At 74.1% G+C, this 16,742-nt stretch carries 17 protein-coding genes; 7 read left to right on the top strand and 10 right to left on the bottom strand.

Annotated features, from left to right (window positions below; all coding sequences use genetic code 11):
* The 3 genes from ABZ885_RS22440 to cobJ form a co-directional block, all read left to right on the top strand.
* On the top strand, positions 1 to 1,257 hold a 1,257-nt coding region (locus tag ABZ885_RS22440), incomplete at its 5' end, for a nitrite reductase (RefSeq protein WP_360191317.1).
* On the top strand, positions 1,254 to 1,880 hold the full coding sequence (locus ABZ885_RS22435; protein WP_360191314.1) for a precorrin-8X methylmutase: 627 nt from the start codon (positions 1,254 to 1,256) through the stop codon (positions 1,878 to 1,880). The genes ABZ885_RS22440 and ABZ885_RS22435, both read left to right, overlap by 4 nt.
* 104 nt (positions 1,881 to 1,984) lie before the next feature.
* A complete protein-coding gene (gene cobJ, locus ABZ885_RS22430) occupies positions 1,985 to 3,472 on the top strand; it encodes a precorrin-3B C(17)-methyltransferase (protein ID WP_360191323.1) in 1,488 nt (495 codons plus the stop codon).
* Positions 3,473 to 3,537: 65 nt separating this feature from the next.
* On the opposite strand, the gene ABZ885_RS22425 is transcribed toward cobJ, so the two are convergent.
* Positions 3,538 to 3,720, bottom strand: a complete 183-nt coding sequence (locus ABZ885_RS22425; RefSeq protein ID WP_360191320.1) for a type II toxin-antitoxin system RelE/ParE family toxin — start codon at positions 3,718 to 3,720, stop codon at positions 3,538 to 3,540.
* A 122-nt stretch (positions 3,721 to 3,842) separates the two neighbouring features.
* Between ABZ885_RS22425 and ABZ885_RS22420 the strand changes: the two genes are divergently transcribed.
* Entirely contained in the window at positions 3,843 to 4,967 is a 1,125-nt protein-coding gene (locus ABZ885_RS22420) for a cobalt-precorrin-5B (C(1))-methyltransferase (protein ID WP_360191311.1), read from the top strand.
* Between the two features lie 199 nt (positions 4,968 to 5,166).
* Entirely contained in the window at positions 5,167 to 6,699 is a 1,533-nt protein-coding gene (locus ABZ885_RS22415; protein WP_360191308.1) for a UDP-N-acetylglucosamine 1-carboxyvinyltransferase, read from the top strand.
* Positions 6,700 to 6,748: 49 nt separating this feature from the next.
* Here the strand turns inward: ABZ885_RS22415 and ABZ885_RS22410 are convergent, their stop codons facing one another.
* The 5 genes from ABZ885_RS22410 to cbiE form a co-directional block, all read right to left on the bottom strand.
* Entirely contained in the window at positions 6,749 to 7,297 is a 549-nt protein-coding gene (locus ABZ885_RS22410; RefSeq protein WP_360191305.1) for a protein phosphatase, read from the bottom strand.
* Between the two features lie 89 nt (positions 7,298 to 7,386).
* Positions 7,387 to 7,899, bottom strand: coding sequence for a DinB family protein (locus ABZ885_RS22405; RefSeq protein WP_360191302.1), 513 nt, complete (start codon positions 7,897 to 7,899; stop codon positions 7,387 to 7,389).
* Between the two features lie 40 nt (positions 7,900 to 7,939).
* Positions 7,940 to 8,737, bottom strand: coding sequence for a cobalt-precorrin-6A reductase (locus ABZ885_RS22400; RefSeq protein ID WP_360191300.1), 798 nt, complete (start codon positions 8,735 to 8,737; stop codon positions 7,940 to 7,942).
* Positions 8,737 to 9,498 (bottom strand): precorrin-4 C(11)-methyltransferase, encoded by a 762-nt coding sequence (gene cobM, locus ABZ885_RS22395; protein WP_360191297.1) that lies wholly within the window; start codon positions 9,496 to 9,498, stop codon positions 8,737 to 8,739. The genes ABZ885_RS22400 and cobM overlap by 1 nt, the downstream gene beginning before the upstream one ends.
* Positions 9,495 to 10,754, bottom strand: a complete 1,260-nt coding sequence (gene cbiE, locus ABZ885_RS22390) for a precorrin-6y C5,15-methyltransferase (decarboxylating) subunit CbiE (protein WP_360191295.1) — start codon at positions 10,752 to 10,754, stop codon at positions 9,495 to 9,497. Before cbiE ends, cobM begins: the two co-directional genes overlap by 4 nt.
* Positions 10,755 to 11,028: 274 nt before the next feature.
* On the opposite strand from cbiE, the gene ABZ885_RS22385 reads away from it, so the two are divergent.
* Positions 11,029 to 12,489, top strand: a complete 1,461-nt coding sequence (locus ABZ885_RS22385) for a catalase (protein ID WP_360191292.1) — start codon at positions 11,029 to 11,031, stop codon at positions 12,487 to 12,489.
* A gap of 105 nt (positions 12,490 to 12,594) precedes the next feature.
* Here ABZ885_RS22385 and ABZ885_RS22380 read toward each other — a convergent pair whose 3' ends face one another.
* On the bottom strand, positions 12,595 to 13,014 hold the full coding sequence (locus tag ABZ885_RS22380; protein WP_360191289.1) for a gamma-glutamylcyclotransferase family protein: 420 nt from the start codon (positions 13,012 to 13,014) through the stop codon (positions 12,595 to 12,597).
* Between the two features lie 246 nt (positions 13,015 to 13,260).
* On the opposite strand from ABZ885_RS22380, the gene ABZ885_RS22375 reads away from it, so the two are divergent.
* Positions 13,261 to 14,238, top strand: coding sequence for an EamA family transporter (locus ABZ885_RS22375; protein ID WP_360191286.1), 978 nt, complete (start codon positions 13,261 to 13,263; stop codon positions 14,236 to 14,238).
* A 151-nt stretch (positions 14,239 to 14,389) separates the two neighbouring features.
* On the opposite strand, the gene ABZ885_RS22370 is transcribed toward ABZ885_RS22375, so the two are convergent.
* The 3 genes from ABZ885_RS22370 to ABZ885_RS22360 form a co-directional block, all read right to left on the bottom strand.
* Positions 14,390 to 14,893, bottom strand: coding sequence for a flavoprotein (locus ABZ885_RS22370; RefSeq protein WP_360191284.1), 504 nt, complete (start codon positions 14,891 to 14,893; stop codon positions 14,390 to 14,392).
* 117 nt (positions 14,894 to 15,010) lie between these two features.
* Complete coding sequence (locus tag ABZ885_RS22365; RefSeq protein WP_360191281.1) at positions 15,011 to 15,643, bottom strand: AAA family ATPase; 633 nt, start codon at positions 15,641 to 15,643, stop codon at positions 15,011 to 15,013.
* A gap of 74 nt (positions 15,644 to 15,717) precedes the next feature.
* Positions 15,718 to 16,742, bottom strand: a 1,025-nt coding sequence (locus ABZ885_RS22360) for an ATP-binding protein (protein ID WP_360191278.1), incomplete at its 5' end; no start/stop codon positions are given.

The following is a 16,742-nucleotide window of genomic DNA, read 5'->3' as shown; positions in this document are numbered from 1 at the left end:
CACACCGCCGACGACGGCGCCCTGGCCCGGGTCCGGCTGCCCGGCGGACTGCTGACGGACCGTCAGGCCCTGGCGCTGGCCGACGCCGCCGAGGCCCTGGGCGACGGCGGGCTGGAGACCACCTCGCGCGGCAACGTCCAACTGCGCGGCCTGGCTTCGGACTGCGGGGCGCAGCTCGCCGACCGGCTGCGCGCCGCCGGGCTGCTGCCCTCCGAGACGCACGAGCGGGTCCGGAACATCGTCGCCTCGCCCGGCCCCTCCGGCGGCCGCGCCGACGTGCAGGCCTGGGCGCGCGAGCTGGACGCGGGGCTCTGCGCGAGCGGCTGGGCGACCGGGCTCTCCGGCAAGTTCCTGTTCGCGCTGGACGACGGGCGGGGCGACGTCGCCGCGCTCGACGCCGATGTGACATTGATCGCAGGCTCGGGCGCGGGTCCCGGTGATGGTCCCGGTGCTGGTGCTGGCGCGGCTCCTTCCGCGGGTGCGGGTGCGGGAGCGGCGGATCCCGGCGCGGGCGCGGGCGCGCACGCCGGGGCGGACGGAGGCACGGTGCTGCTGCGCCTCGGCCGGGCCGCCACCGCGCGCGCCGTCCCCGCCGCCGGTGCGGTGGACGCGGCGCTGGCCGCGGCCCGGGAGTTCCTGGACGCGCTGCGGGAGAGCGGGCGGAAGGCCTGGCACCTGCGCGACGTCCCCGACCTGCTGCCGCCCGGCACCACCCCGCTCCCCGCGCTGCCCGGCGCCCCGCCGCCGCTCGGCGCCCTGCCCGGCGGGCTCTCCGTCGGCCTGCGCTTCGGCCGGGCCACCGCCGCGCAGTGGCGGGCGCTGGTGGCGGCGTCGGCCGGTGAACTGCGGCTGACCCCCTGGCGCGGCGTCGTCCTGCCCGGCGCGTCCGCAGACCGGCTGCCCGCACTGGCCGCGGCCGGCCTGCGCACCGCGCCCGGCACCGCCTGGGACGGCGCGAGCGCCTGCACCGGACTGCCGGGCTGCGCCAAGTCGCTGGCCGACGTGCGGACCGACGCGGCCCGCGCGCTGGACCGGCCGGGCCCGGGCCCGGCCGCCGGGAACGACCCCGCCCGCCCGAGTGGGCTGCGGGTGCACTGGTCCGGCTGTGAACGGCGCTGCGGCCACCCGGCCGGGCGATGGGTCGACGTACTGGCTACCGGGCAGGGGTACCGGGTGGCGGTGGACGGCACCGCCGTGGACGTGACGAACGAGGAGATGGCCGAGGCGGTCGCCGAGGCCCGGAGGACCACGAAGTGATCGAGTACGAGAAGGACGGCGCGTCCATCTACCGCCAGTCCTTTGCCACCATCCGGGCCGAGGCCGACCTCGCCGCCCTGCCCGCCGACGTCGCCCAGGTCGCGGTGCGGATGATCCACGCCTGCGGCATGACCGACCTGACCGAGGACCTGGTGTACTCGCCCGGTGTGGTCGCCTCCGCCCGTGCTGCGCTACACGCCGGCGCGCCGATCCTGTGCGACGTCAACATGGTCGCCAGCGGTGTCACCCGCAAGCGGCTGCCCGCCGACAACGAGGTGATCTGTACCCTCACCGACCCGTCCGTGCCCGAGTTGGCCCGGACGATGGGCAACACCCGCAGCGCCGCCGCCATGGAGCTGTGGCTGCCCCGGCTGGAGGGTGCGGTGGTGGCCGTCGGCAACGCGCCGACCTCGCTGTTCCGGCTGCTGGAGATGATCGAGGCGGGCGCGCCCCGCCCGGCCGCGGTGATCGGCGTCCCGGTCGGCTTCATCGGCGCCGCCGAGTCCAAGGAGGCCCTGGCCGTGCACCCGTCCGGCCTGGAGCACCTGGTGGTGCGGGGCCGGCGCGGCGGCAGTGCGATCGCCGCCGCCGCCATCAACGCGATTGCGAGCGAGGAAGAGTGACTGAGCGTCAGACCTCAGGCCCGGGTGCGGACTCGGGCGCGGGCGCCGGTGCGGGCGTCGCTGCGGGCGTCGGTGCGGATGCGGGCCCCGGTGCGACCGGCCGGCTGTACGGGGTCGGCCTCGGCCCCGGCGACCCGTCGCTGCTCACCGTCCGGGCCGCCGAACTCATCGGCAAGGCGGACGTGGTGGCCTACCACAGCGCCCGGCACGGCCGCTCGATCGCCCGGTCCATCGCCGAGCGCTACCTGACGGGTGGTCAGATCGAGGAGAAGCTGGTCTACCCGATCACGGTCGAGACCACCGACCACCCCGGCGGCTACCGCGGCGCGCTGGACGACTTCTACGAGGAGGCCGCCGCCCGGCTCGCCGCCCATCTGGACGCCGGCCGGGACGTCGTCGTGCTGGCCGAGGGCGACCCGTTCTTCTACGGCTCCTACCAGCACATGCACAAGCGGCTCGCGCACCGCTACCCGACCGAGGTGGTCCCCGGCGTGACGTCCGTCAGCGCCGCCGCCGCCCGGCTCGGGCAGCCGCTCACCGAGGCCGAGGAGACGCTCACCGTCATCCCGGGCACGCTGCCCGAGGAGGAGCTGACGGCCCGGATAGCTTCCGCCGACTCTGCCGTGATCATGAAGCTGGGCCGCACCTTCCCGGCCGTCCGCCGCGCCCTGGAGCGGGCCGGCCGGCTGGAGGACGCCCAGTACGTCGAGCGCGCCTTCATGCCGGGCGAGCGCACCGCGCCGCTGGCCGAGGTGGACGCCGAGACGGTGCCGTACTTCTCGGTCGCGGTGCTGCCCAGCAAGGTCGCGCCGCTGGAGCCCGAGGTGCGGCTCTCCGACGGCCCCGGCAGCGTCACCGTGATCGGCACCGGCCCGGCCGGCCCGCTCTGGCTCACCCCCGAGGCGCGCGGCGCCCTCGCCGTCGCCACCGACCTGGTCGGCTACACCACCTACCTGGACCGGGTGCCCGTCCGCCCCGGCCAGGAGCGGCACGGCTCCGACAACAAGGTGGAGTCCGAGCGCGCCGAGTTCGCCCTCGACCTGGCCCGCCGCGGCCACCGGGTCGCGGTCGTCTCCTCCGGCGACCCGGGCGTCTTCGCGATGGCCACCGCCGTCCTGGAGGTGGCCTGCGAGGACGCCTACCGCGACGTCCCGGTCCGGATCGTCCCCGGCATGACCGCCGCGCACGCCGCCGCCTCCCGCGCCGGCGCCCCGCTCGGCCACGACTACGCCGTGGTCTCGCTCTCCGACCGGCTCAAGCCGTGGGACGTGGTCGCCAAGCGGCTGCGCGCCGCCGCCGAGGCCGACCTGGTGCTCGCCCTCTACAACCCCGGCTCGCAGTCCCGCACCACCCAGGTCGGCCGCGCCCGCGACCTCCTGCTGGAGTACCGCGCGCCGGAGACCCCGGTGGTGATGGCCCGCGACGTCGGCGGCCCGACCGAGCGCGTGCGCACCGTCCGCCTCGGCGAGCTCGACCCCACCCAGGTCGACATGCGCACGATCCTGCTCATCGGCTCCTCCCAGACCCAGGCGGTCGAACGCGGCAACGCCACCGAGGTCGTCTGGACCCCGCGCCGCTACCCGGAGGCGTGAACGCCGGAGGGCGGGCCGGGCCAGCCGGCCTCGACCCGCCCTCCGCCGGGACGGAATTTCTGTGCTCAGGCGCGGTAGACCTCCGAGCGGTGTCCGATCCGGATCACCAGCACGGCCGGCTGCCCGCCGTCCACGGCGTAGATCACACGGTGGTCGCCGACCCCGAGCCGCCTGTGCTCGGGCGAGCCGGCCAACGCCGTGCTGTGGAAGCCGTACGGGTCCTGTTCCAGCTCGGCGAGCTTCCGCAGGATCGTGATGGTACAAACCCGCAGGCGGATGGCCGCCCCAGCTGCGCCGGTGGCGGGCCGGGCAGGGAGGATGGAGGCGTCCGGGGGCAGGATGCGGTGCGAGTGCGTGGCGAGGAGTGGTCGTGAGTGAGGTCGGTGGTCGGGCCGGGCAGCTGCGGAGCAGCGGGCTGCGGCACGGGTGGACGACCGGGGCGTGTGCGACCGCGGCGACCAGGGCGGCCTACCAGGCGCTGCTGACCGGGGAGTTCCCCGACCCGGTGGTGATCACGCTGCCGAAGGGGCAGCAGCCGGGGTTCACCCTCGCCGCCGAGCGGCTGGCGGACGGTCCCGGCGGCCCGCGGGCGATGGCCGGGGTGGTGAAGGACGCCGGGGACGACCCGGACGTGACGCACGGCGCGCTGATCCGCTCCACGGTGTGGGCGGGGGAGCCGGGCTCCGGGGTGGTGTTCCGGGCCGGTCCCGGGGTCGGCACGGTGACCAAGGCCGGCCTGCCGCTGCCCGTCGGCGAGCCCGCCGTCAACCCGGTTCCCCGGCAGATGATCCGGGACGCGGTGGCCGAGGTGGCCGCGGAGTTCGGCGGGGCCGGGGACGTGGTGGTCGAGATCTCCGTCGACCACGGGGAGGAGATCGCCCGGTCCACCTGGAACCCCCGGCTGGGCATCCTCGGCGGCCTCTCCATCCTCGGGACGACCGGCATCGTCGTCCCCTATTCCTGCTCGGCCTGGATCGACTCCATCCGGCGCGGGGTCGACGTGGCCAGGGCCGCCGGCCGCACCCACGTCGCGGGCTGCACCGGCTCGACCTCGGAGAAGGTCGCCGTCGCCGTGCACGGCCTGCCGGAGGACGCGCTGCTCGACATGGGCGACTTCGCCGGCGCCGTGCTCAAGTACCTCAAGCGCCACCCGGTGCCGCGCCTGACCATCGCGGGCGGCTTCGCCAAGCTCTCCAAGCTCGCCGCCGGCCACCTCGACCTGCACTCGGCCCGCTCCCAGGTGGACAAGGGCTACCTGGCCGGGCTGGCCCGCGAGGGCGGAGCGGACGAGGCGCTGGTGCAGGCGGTCGCGGCGGCCAACACCGCGCTGGAGGCGATCCAGCTCTGCCGCGCGGCCGGGGTCCCGCTCGGGGACCTGGTCGCGGAGGCGGCCCGCGCCACCGCGCTCGGCGTGCTGGTCGGTTCGCCCGTCGCCGTCGACGTCATCTGCATCGACCGGGCCGGCACCATCGTCGGCCGCGCCGAACCCGCCTGACCCGCCGAGCCTGCCGGGGCTGCCAGGGGCGGCGGGGGTGCTGCCGGGGGCGTGAACCCGTAGTGAACCGCCGCCGCGGTGTGAAGAGTTGCCATGATGTGAAGATCTGACGCTCATACGGGGTGAGAAACGGACAAATGTGGCGCCACGCCCGCCCCTGATTCTGTTGCTATCTCAGCCATGAGATATGGTCTGCCGGGTGACAGGCGACTACCTCACCCGTATCGGCACCCTCATCCGTACCGCGCGTCAGCACCGCGGTTGGTCCCAGGCGCAGCTCGGCGAAGCCCTCGGCACCAGCCAGAGCGCGGTCAACCGCATCGAGCAGGGCAAGCAGAACGTCAGCCTTGAGATGATCGCCCGCATCGGCGAAGCGCTCGACAGCGAGATCGTCTCCCTCGGCTACGCCGGCCCGATGCACCTGCGGGTCGCCGGCGGCACCCGCCTCTCCGGCTCGATCGACGTCCGCAGCAGCAAGAACGCCTGCGTGGCGATCCTCTGCGCCTCGCTGCTGACCACCGGCCGCACCACGATCCGCCAGGTCGCCCGGATCGAAGAGGTCTACCGCATCCTCGAGGTCCTCACCTCCATCGGCGTCAAGAGCCGCTGGACCAACGACGGCCGGGACCTCGAACTCACCCCGCCCGCCGAGCTCGACCTCGCCGCCATGGACGTCGAGGCCGCCCGCCGCACCCGCAGCGTGCTGATGTTCCTCGGCCCGCTGATGCACCGCGCCGACAAGTTCGAGATCCCGTACGCGGGAGGCTGCGACCTCGGCACCCGCACCGTCCAGCCGCACCTGACCGCGCTGCGCCGCTTCGGCCTGGAGGTCGCCACCACCGGCGGCGCCTACCACGCCTCGGTCGAGCCGGGCACCCCGCTGGACCGGCCGATCGTGCTGACCGAGCGCGGCGACACCGTCACCGAGAACGCCCTGCTCGCCGCCGCCCGGCACGACGGCGTCAGCGTCATCCGCAACGCCTCGCCCAACTACATGGTCCAGGACCTCTGCTTCTTCCTGGAGCGGCTGGGCGTCAGGATCGAGGGCATCGGGACCACCACCCTCACCGTGCACGGCGTCCCCGAGATCACCTGCGACGTCGACTACACCCCCGCCGAGGACCCGGTCGAGGCGATGAGCCTGCTGGCCGCGGCCGTCGTCACCGGCTCCGAGCTGACGATCCGCCGGGTGCCGATCGAGTTCCTGGAGATCGAGCTCGCCGTGCTGGAGGGCATGGGCCTCGACTACGACCGCACCCCGGAGTACCCGGCCCACAACGGCCACACCCGGCTGGTCGACCTCACCGTGCGGCCCTCCAAGCTGACCGCCCCGGTCGACACCATCCACCCGATGCCGTTCCCCGGCATCAACATCGACAACGTGCCGTTCTTCGCGGTCATCGCCGCCGCGGCGCACGGCACCACGATGATCCACGACTGGGTCTACGACAACCGCGCGATCTACCTCACCGAGCTCACCCGGCTCGGCGCGGACGTCAAGCTGCTCGACCCGCACCGCGTCCTCGTCCAGGGCCCGACCACCCGCTGGCGCGCCACCGAGATGATGTGCCCGCCCGCGCTGCGCCCGGCCGTCGTCATCCTGCTGGCGATGCTCGCCGCGCAGGGGACGTCGGTGCTGCGCAACGTGTACGTCATCAACCGCGGTTACGAGGACCTCGCCGAGCGCCTCAACTCGATCGGCGCCCGGATCGAGACCTTCCGCGACATCTGACGGAGCCCGACGGCCCGTCGGTTCGCTCCAGCCGCCCTGCTCTCCGGACTCAGTCCCGGCCCAGGCCCCCGCCATGGCCCTGGTCGTGGCCCTGGCCGTCCAGTCCGGAGAGCAGGGCGGCGGTGTGCAGTCCGGTGGCCAGGTACTCCACGAACAGCGAGTTGTTCAACGCCCACGCCGAGCGCCGTTCGCGGATCAACTCGACCGCCCGGTCGGCCTGGTGGCCGAGCGTGACGAGGGCCTGGGCGACCACGAGCCCGGACCGGTTCTGGCCCGAGTGGCAGCGGACCAGGGTGCGCCGGCCCCGGCGGACGGCCCCGGCGACCAGTTCCGCCGCCTCCAGGACGTCGTGCAGCTGCCCGGGGGAGAGCGGCCCGTCGGGCACCTCCCGGACGAGGTGCTCCACGCCCGGCGCCGGGCCGTGCCCGGGTCGCGTGAACAGGCTGACCACCAGGTCGAACTCCTGCTCCACGACGACGGGTTCGAGCGCACGGCCGGGCGGCGTGACGAAGTGCCCGCCCATCCACAGCCCGGGCACGATCTCGTCCCACGGCCCCATCGGCCCGGGGGTGTCGCGTTCCTTCCGGCGGGTCGGCATCGGTTCTCCGTCGTCCTTCGGGTCGTTGTTCGAGGTCGTCGTTCGGGGTCGTGGTTCGAGGTCGTCGGTCAGGGCGTCCTTCCGGGCGGCTACTCCCCGGTCGCGCCGTCGAGGTGCTCGCGCAGCAGGTCGGCGTGGCCGTTGTGGCGGGCGTACTCCTCGATCATGTGCGTGAGGATCCAGCGCAGCGAGAAGGACTCCTCCCCGCGGTGTCCGACCACGTCCAACGACTCGGCGGCGGCGACGAGTTCCCGGGCGTGGTTGCACTCGCCGCGCCAGACGGCGAACGCCTCCTCGGCCTCCGCGTCCCCGGCCTCGTCGACGTCGAACTCGGCGAAGCCGCCGTCCGGACGCCGCCAGAGCCCGGCCGCGGCCTCGTCGGCGAACGTGTTGCGGAACCAGCCGCGCTCGACCTCGGCGAGGTGGCGGACCAGCCCGAGCAGCGACAGCGCGGAAGGCTCCAGGACCCGTGCCCGGAGCTGCCCGGTGGTCAGCCCGGCGCACTTCATCGCGAGCGTGTCGCGCTGGAAGTCCAGGAAGCTGGCCAGGGTGGCGCGTTCGTCCGCGGTCTGCTCGGTCGGGGTGCGCTGGAAGTCGCTCATCGGAGCATCGTGACAGGGCGCGCCCGGATCGGCACCGGGTTCACCGGAAGCCGGGACCGCGCTCGCCGAGCCACCCCAGCGCCGCCGGTACGGACTCGGCGACCGGGACGCCGTGCGGCAGCGGCGGGCGTTCCACGACCACCACCGGCAGGCCGAGTTCGCGGGCGGCGGTGAGCTTGGGGGCGGTGGCCGCGCCGCCGCTGTCCTTGGTGACCACGACGTCGATCCGGTGCTCGCGCAGCAGCGCCCGCTCACCGTCCAGGGTGAACGGGCCGCGGTCGAGCAGCACGTCCAGCGCGGCGGGCACCGGCGGCTCGGGCGGGTCGACCGAGCGGGCCAGGAAGTGCAGGCCGTCGAGGTGGGCGAAGGCGCCGATGCCCTGCCGGCCGGTGGTGAGGAAGACCCGCCGGCCGAGTGCGGGCAGGGCCGCGGCGGCGGCCTCCAGGGAGGCCACGGGGTGCCAGCGGTCCCCGGCCACCGGCGCCCAGCCGGGGCGGCGCAGGGCCAGCAGCGGCACGCCGGTGGTCCGGGCGGCGAGGGCGGCGTTGCCCGACATGACGGCGGCGAACGGGTGGGTGGCGTCCACCACGGCGTCCACCGCCTCGGCGCGCAGCCAGGCGGCGAGCCCGTCCGGCCCGCCGAAGCCGCCGATCCGCACCTCGCCGGCCGGCAGCCGCGGCTCGGCGACCCGCCCGGCGAGCGAGCTGGTCACCCGCAGCGGCGAGCCGGCCAGCGCGGCGGCCAGTGCCCGGGCCTCGGTCGTGCCGCCCAGGATCAGCACGTGGGGGGCCGGTCCGGGCCGGCCCGTCGCGCGCGTGGCCGTCGGGTGCGGGGTCATCAGGCGCCGCAGGGCTCGTGCGGGCGCTCGCGGTCGGCCGAGTAGAGGTGGCTGTCGCGGAACTGCTCGGCGGCCAGCGTCCGGCCCACGATGATCACCGCCGTGCGGACCACGCCCGCGGCCTTCACCTGTGCGGCGATGTCACCGACGGTGCCGCGCAGCACCAGCTCGTCCGGCCGGCTGGCCATCGCGACGACGGCGGCCGGGCAGTCGGCGCCGTAGTGCGGCAGCAGCTGCTCGACCACGTCGTCCACGTACCCGGCGGCCAGGTGCAGCACCAGCAGGGCGCCGCTCCGGCCGAGGGTGGCGAGGTCCTCGCCCTCGGGCATCGGGGTGGCCCGCTTGGCGATCCGGGTCAGGATGACGGTCTGGCCGACGGTCGGCACGGTCAGCTCGCGCTTGAGCGCGGCCGCGGCGGCGGCGAAGGCCGGCACCCCGGGGACCACCTCGTACGGCACGCCGGCCGCGTCCAGGCGGCGCATCTGCTCGGCGACGGCGCTGAACACGGACGGGTCGCCGGAGTGCAGCCGGGCGACGTCCCGGCCGGCCTCGTGCGCGGCGACGAGCTCGGCGACGATCTGGTCCAGGTTGAGCTGCGCGGTGTCGACCAGCCGGGCACCGACCGGGCACTCGTCCAGCAGCTCGCGCGGCACCAGGCTGCCGGCGTAGAGGCAGACCTCGGCGCGGGCCAGGATGCGCGCGCCGCGCAGGGTGATCAGGTCGGCGGCACCCGGGCCGGCTCCGATGAAGTAGACGGTCACGAGGCGTCCTCCTGGGGGGTGTTGGGCTTGACGGCGGACCACTGGGTGACCGGCATCGCCTGCCGCCAGCCGGTGAACCCGCCCACCGGGACGGCGTGTGCGACGGCCAGCCGGAGCAGTTCGCCGCCGTGGCGCCGGTACCACTCGGTGAGCAGGGCCTCCGACTCCAGGGTCACGGTGTTGGCGACCAGCCGGCCGCCCGGCGGCAGCGCGGCCCAGCAGGCGTCCAGCAGACCGGGCGCGGTGAGGCCGCCGCCGACGAACACCGCGTCGGGGGTGGGCAGTCCGGCCAGCGCGGCGGGCGCCGGGCCGGTGACCACCTGCAGCCGGGGGACGCCGAGCGCGGCCGCGTTGCGGGCGATCCGGCCGGCCCGGACGGCGTCCCGCTCGATGCTCACGGCCCGGTTGTCGCGATGGGCGCGCAGCCACTCGACGGCGATCGAGCCGGAGCCGCCGCCGACGTCCCAGAGCAGTTCGCCGGGTGCGGGGGCGAGGGTGGCGAGGGTGGCGGCCCGGACGTGCCGCTTGGTCAGCTGGCCGTCGCTCTCGTAGGCGTCGTCCGGCAGTCCGGGGACGAGCGAGCTGCGCGGGCCGCCCGGGCCGAGTTCGACCGCGATGACGTTGAGCGGGTCGCCGGCCGGGTGCGGCCAGCCGTCGGCCGGGCCGTCCAGCCGCCGCTCGCCGGGGCCGCCGAGCTGCTCCAGCACCTGCAGCCGGGCGGCGCCGTAGCCGCGCGCGGTGAGCAGGCGTGCGATGGCGGCGGGCGTCTGCGCGTCGGCGCTGAGGACGAGCAGCCGGCGGCCGGGGTGCAGGGCGAGTGCCAGGGTGTCCAGGGGGCGGCCGACCAGGCTGACCACCTCGGTGGACTCCAGCGGCCAGCCGAGGCGGGCGCAGGCGTAGGAGACGGAGGAGGGGTGCGGCAGGACGCGCAGCCGTTCGGCGCCGAGGGTCTCGGCGAGGGTGCGGCCGATGCCGTGGAACATCGGGTCGCCGCTGGCCAGCACCGCGATCCGGCGGCCTTCGTGCGCGGCGAACAGGCCGGGGACGGCCGGGCGCAGCGGGGACGGCCACGGCACCCGGGCGGCGGTGACCTCGTCCTCGGGGAGCAGGGCGAGCTGGCGGGGGCCGCCGATCACGACCTCGGCGGCGCGCAGGGCGGCGCGCGAGGTGCCGGCCAGGCCGGGCCAGCCGTCGGCGCCGATCCCGACGACGGTGACGGTGCCCGCGGCGGAGGTCGGAGGGGGCAGCTCGGGCACCGGGAGGCTCCACGTCGGTCGGCGAAGGGTGGCCGGGGCAGCCTACCTGGCGGTATGCCGCCGGTCCCCGGTCAGGGGTGGGGTCGGTCGGGCGGGGCTCGCGCGGGGCTCGCGAGGGCGGAGCGGGGGCCGTTTGGGGCGGTGCGGGTGGGGCAGGCGCGGTCTGGCGGCGGCAGGTGGGCGGGCCTGGTGGGCGGCCCGGTGGCCGCCGTGCACCGCCCGGTGGACGGGGCTAGCGTCGACCGGGGGCCCTCGGCAGGCAACGGAGGACATGATGTCCGAGTCAGCGGTCCCGCACACCACCAACAACGCCGGCGTCCCGGTGGCGAGCGACGAGAACTCGCTCACGGTGGGCCGGGACGGCCCGATCCTGCTCCACGACCACTACCTGATCGAGAAGATGGCCCAGTTCAACCGCGAACGGGTACCCGAGCGGGTGGTGCACGCCAAGGGGTCCGGCGCATACGGCGTCTTCGAGACGACGGAGGACGTCAGCCGGTACACCAGGGCGATCCTCTTCCAGCCGGGCAAGCGGACCGAGATGCTGGCCCGCTTCTCGACCGTGGCCGGCGAGCAGGGCAGCCCGGACACCTGGCGCGACCCGCGCGGCTTCGCGCTGAAGTTCTACACCGAGGACGGGAACTACGACCTGGTCGGCAACAACACGCCGGTCTTCTTCGTCCGCGACACGATCAAGTTCCAGGACTTCATCCGCTCGCAGAAGCGCCGCGCGGACAACGGCCTGCGCGACCACGACATGCAGTGGGACTTCTGGACGCTCTCGCCGGAGTCCGCGCACATGGTCACCTGGCTGATGGGCGACCGCGGCATCCCGAAGTCGTACCGGCATATGAACGGCTACGGCTCGCACACCTACATGTGGATCAACGCGAGCGGCGAACGGTTCTGGATGAAGTACCACTTCAAGACCGACCAGGGCATCGACCACCTCACCCAGGAGGACGCCGACCGCCTCGCCGGCTCCGACCCGGACCTGCACCGCCAGGACCTCTGGGAGGCGATCGACGGCGGCGACCACCCGTCGTGGACGCTGTTCGTCCAGGTCATGCCGTTCGACGAGGCGCCCGGCTACCGGTTCAACCCCTTCGACCTGACCAAGGTGTGGCCGCACGGCGACTACCCGCTGATCAAGGTCGGCACGATGACGCTGAACCGCAACCCCGAGGACTACTTCGTCCACATCGAGCAGGCCGCGTTCGAGCCCGCCAACCTGGTGCCCGGCGTCAGCGTCTCGCCGGACAAGATGCTGCTCGGGCGGATCTTCTCCTACCCGGACACCCACCGGTACCGGATCGGCCCCAACTACGCGCAGCTGCCGCCGAACCGGCCGCACGTGCCGGTTCACTCCTACGCCAAGGACGGCCCGATGCGGTTCGACCCGTCCCGCACGGCCGCCCCGTACGCGCCCAACTCCAAGGGCGGGCCGGCGGCCGACGTGCGCGGCTACGACGACTCCGCGGCCGGCTGGCAGACCTCCGGCGAGATGGTGCGCGAGGCGTACTCGCTGCACGCCGAGGACGACGACTGGGGGCAGGCGGGCACGATGGTCCGCCGGGTGCTGGACGACGCGGCGCGCGGCCGGCTGGTCTCCAACATCGTCGGCCACCTCAAGGCCGGGGTCAGTGACCCGGTGGTGGAGCGGGCGGTGCAGTACTGGCGCAATGTCGACAAGGCGATCGGCGACCGCGTCGCCTCCGGCATGGGCAGGCCCTGAGGGACCCGGGGTGGCCGGGGGCAGCAGGGGGACGGGCGGGCGGGTGCGGGTGCGGGTGCGGTGGCGGGGTGCGGTGGCGTGTTGCGGCCGGTCGTTCCCGGGCGGTCAGCGGCGCATCCAGTCCCCGGACGGGATCAGGGCCGGGTAGGCGCGCAGGCGGGCGGCGACGGCGGGACCGGCCAGGTAGACCCAGGCGTCCGCCGTCCCGCCGTCCGCGGTCCGGACGGCGAGCCGCTCGCGCACGTACTCGCCGGTGCCGTCCGCCCGGCAGTCCTCCAGGCGGTCGAGCGCGGCGAGCGCGGGGCCGTACGTGCCGGGTCGGACGGTGATCAGCTCACCGACGATCCGGCGGCCCGGAGCAGAGTCGGGCACGGCGTACGGGAAGCCGGGACCGTCGTGCAGTGCGGCGCCGTCCAGCACGGCGGGCCGGACGTCGGCGCAGTGCCCGGCGAGGTGGACGGCGTGGTTGCCGCCGCCGGTCCGGAGCGTGCCGTAGACGAAGAACGGCAGCGGGTCGGTGGGCACGGTCCTCCTCCTGGACGGATGACAGCGGGCGGCCGGCAGGAGCGGCGGACGGCTGACAACTGGCGACGAACAGATGACAGATTTCAACATCTGTTATCTGTTCTCTGTCAGCTGTTCGTCGCCGACTGTCCTGGTCGGCCGCCCACCGTAGCGCTTGTGCTCGTCTGGTGATACCCACTGGCGCGGGGCCCTGCTGATGCGCTGTCATGGCGGATGAAACGCCAGTACCGTTCAAGGGGGACACCCATGACAGCTTCCGTCTCGCGGAAGGCCGCCGCGCCTTCCGCCGGCACGCCCGCCGACGCCGTGCCCTCGGGGGGCCGGTTGGGCGGGGCGGTCTGGGTGGCGCTGGGCCTGGTGTACGTGGTGTGGGGCTCGACCTACCTGGCGATCCGGATCACGCTGGAGACGATGCCGAGCTTCCTGTCCGCCGGGGCGCGCTTCGTCTGTGCCGGTCTGCTGCTGGGCGGCTTCCTGCTGTTCCGCCACGGCTGGTCCGGACTCCGGGTGGACGTCCGGCAGTTGGGCTCCTCCGTGCTGGTCGGCGTGCTATTGCTGACCGGCGGGAACGGGCTGGTGGTGCTCGGCGAGAACACCATCCCGTCCGGCCTGGCCGCACTGCTGGTCGCCGCCGTCCCGCTCTGGATGGTGCTGCTCACCGCGGCGGGCGGCGACCGGCCGAAGACGGCCGAGCTGGCCGGCGTCCTGCTGGGCCTGGTCGGCCTCGCGGTGCTCTCCGCGCCCGCGATCGGCGGGGCCCTCGCGCCCGGCGGCGTGATCGCGGTCCTCGGCGGGACGCTCACCTGGGCGTCCGGTTCGTTCGCCGCCAAGCGGGTCCCGATGCCGGGCAACGTCTTCGTGGCGAGCGCGTACCAGATGGTCGCGGGCGGCCTGGGCAACGTGCTGATCGGTCTGATGCGCGGCGAGCAGCGCGGGCTCGACCTGGACGCCGTCTCCGGACGGTCCTGGCTGGCGCTCGGCTACCTGGTGGTGGTCGGCTCGCTGGTCGGCTTCACCGCGTACGCCTGGCTGCTGCAGTCCGCGCCGCTGACCCTGGTCGCCACCTATGCGTACGTGAACCCGGTGGTGGCGGTACTGCTCGGTTCGCTGGTCCTGGCCGAGCCGCTCACCGGCCCCACCCTGGCAGGTGGGGCGATCGTGGTCGTCGGCGTTTGCCTGGTGGTGAGCGTCAGCCGGGCGCCGGGGCGGGCTGCTCGTCGGTGACCGCGGCCGCCGGGCCGGGGCTGCTGGTCGGCGACCGGGGACGGCGATGGTGAGCGGAGCCCGCACCGGACTTCCCGGCGAATCGCCAGGACGTCAGGAGCGGGCCCCGGAATCACGGCCGGCGGTGGACGGCTGACGGCCGGCCCGTGGGTCAGCCACCCGTCGGTCCCGGCTCCGCGTGCAGGACCGGCCGCACCAGGTCGAGCACGTCGGTGAGGTCCCCGTCCTCGCGGAACACCACGCCCATCGACCGCAGCCGTGCCAGGCTCTCGCCGTACGCGGGGTGGGCGGCCTGGGCCGAACTGAGCACGGGACGGACGGCCGTCGGCACCCCGAGTCCGTACGCCTCGCAGAGGATGCCCAGGGCGAGCGTGTCGGAGATCCCGGCGGCCCATTTGTTGACGGTGTTGAAGGTCGCGGGTGCGACGACGATCGCGTCCGGTGGCGGCAGCGGCTTCGGCTCGCCGGGCTTCCGCCAGGCCGAGCGGATCGGGTAGCCGGTCTGCGCTACGACGGTGGCCTCGTCGATGAAGCCGAGCGCGTGCGGCGTGGCGACGACGCCGACCTCCCAGCCCTCGGCCTGGGCGGCCGTGATCAGCCTGCCGGTCTCGGGGGCGAGTCCGGAGGCGCAGACGACGATGTAGAGGAACGGCACGGGCGGGCTCCCAACTGTGAGGCGGTGCCCGCCCATCATCGCCACCCGCCTGGCAGAGCCGCTCGAAGGGTGCCCGTTCGGGGCCGGCCACTCGGCGATGGCGTGGTGTCACCTGCCTCAGTCGAACCGGATGTGCCGGACCCCCGTCCACGCCCGGCGCAGCCGTCCGCGGAGTTCGCCGTCCGTGTTCGGCGCGAGGGCCAGCCCGGTGGAGGCGGCGATCCGGTCGGCGACCTGGGAGACGGTGAGGTGGTCGGTGGAGAGGTGTTCGCCGAACTCCGCGCCGTGCAGCCGCTCCAGGCAGTGGTCGAGCTTCGACACGGAGAAGCTCTCGCGGCGCAGCGGCGCGTCCTTCCCGGCGACCAGCCGCACCGCGTGTCCGAATCCGCGCTCGCGCAGCCGCCGCAATACCTCCTCGCGCTCCGCGAGCAGGGCGAAGTGCCGTACGTCGTGGCCGCGTTCACGCAGTCGGCCGACCGTCTCGGCGAAGGGCGTCGGTTCGACCACGGTCATCGGCACGATCACCGGGCCCTGGTGCCCGGCGAGCGTACGATCGAGCACCTCGTAGACGCCCTGCCGCCAGGCGGGCAGGTCCTGGAAGTCCCCGCGCAGCGGCTTCGGCGTCATCCGGTGCAGGCCGAACCCGACCTCCTCGGGGTCGCAGATCACGCTCCCGGCCAACCGGCGCCGCAACTCGTGCGCCGTCTGCGTTTTTCCGCCGCCGAAGGGCCCGTTGATCCAGATCAGCATGAGGCGCAGCCTATGCGGTGGCGCGCAACCACCGGCGGGCGACAGCCGACGGCTGACGGATAGCAGCGAACAACTCACAGCGAACAACTCACAGCGAACAGATGACAGCGGACAACTTTCAGCGAACATTTTTTGAAATCTGTTCGCCGGTACTCGTCAGGCAGCCTGGTGCTGCCCCGCGCAGGTTCGCGGAGGGGCCCCGAGGTGGAGTCTGGGTGCGTCGGTTGTGTCAGGCGAATGAGAAGTGCGCGGGCGGCTTCGGCGGGCGTGGTTGCTTGGCGGCGTCCGGGAACGTCGTGGGCGGCGGTTGCGCCCTCGGAGCGCAGTTGGTCGGTGGCGGCGTGTCGGGCCATGATCGCGGCGTAGGCGCGGATGTCTGCGGCGGTGACGTCGGTGGGGCCTCGCTCCGCGTGCTGTTGGAGGAGGTCGGTGAGATCCGGGTTGAATCGCAGCATGGTCACCGGGGCGTTGAACCGTCTGGCGAGAGCGATGAGTCGTGCGCGCGCCTGTGGGGTGACGTTCGTGGACTCGGCGACTGCGCTGTGTCCGGTGGCGAGCCTGGCGGCGATTCTGCGGTCGCGTTCCTCGAAGATCCGAGCGTCCGCCGCGTCGGGGTCCGCTTCGGCGGGTGAGGTGCCGAAGAGTTCCGCGCGGATCTCGTCGCTGGATACGACGGCTTCCTCGTCGATCTGCCCACGCGCGATCAGTGCCCGGACGAAGCTGGTCTTGCCCGAGGCCGGAGGGCCGACGAGGACGATGAGTCCCGCTGGCACTCGGATCAGTTCGGAGCCGCATGGTGCGGGAGCGTCGAGGTAGAGGTCGCCTGCGCAGTCGAGGGCCTCTTCGGCGGCACCGGCGGGCAGGCCGCTGGGCAGGATGTTGTCCCTGTAGGTGTTGCTGCTGGCCAGGTAGAGGGCGAAGCCCCAGGTGTGGAGCACGCCGGTGAAGCGCAGGCGGCACAGCGGGATGATCTGATCACCGGGCAACTCGGCTGCTACGTAAGCGAATCCGGAGCGGAAGCGGACCGTGATGGCGTTCACGTGCGGCCAGCGCTCACGGGCGTGGTGGTTGAGGCGCTGGCGGAGATGGTGCTGCATCG

This window comes from Kitasatospora sp. NPDC047058, assembly GCF_040643935.1.
Taxonomy (GTDB): Bacteria; Actinomycetota; Actinomycetes; order Streptomycetales; family Streptomycetaceae; genus Kitasatospora.
This window is presented reverse-complemented; position numbering and strand designations above follow the sequence as displayed.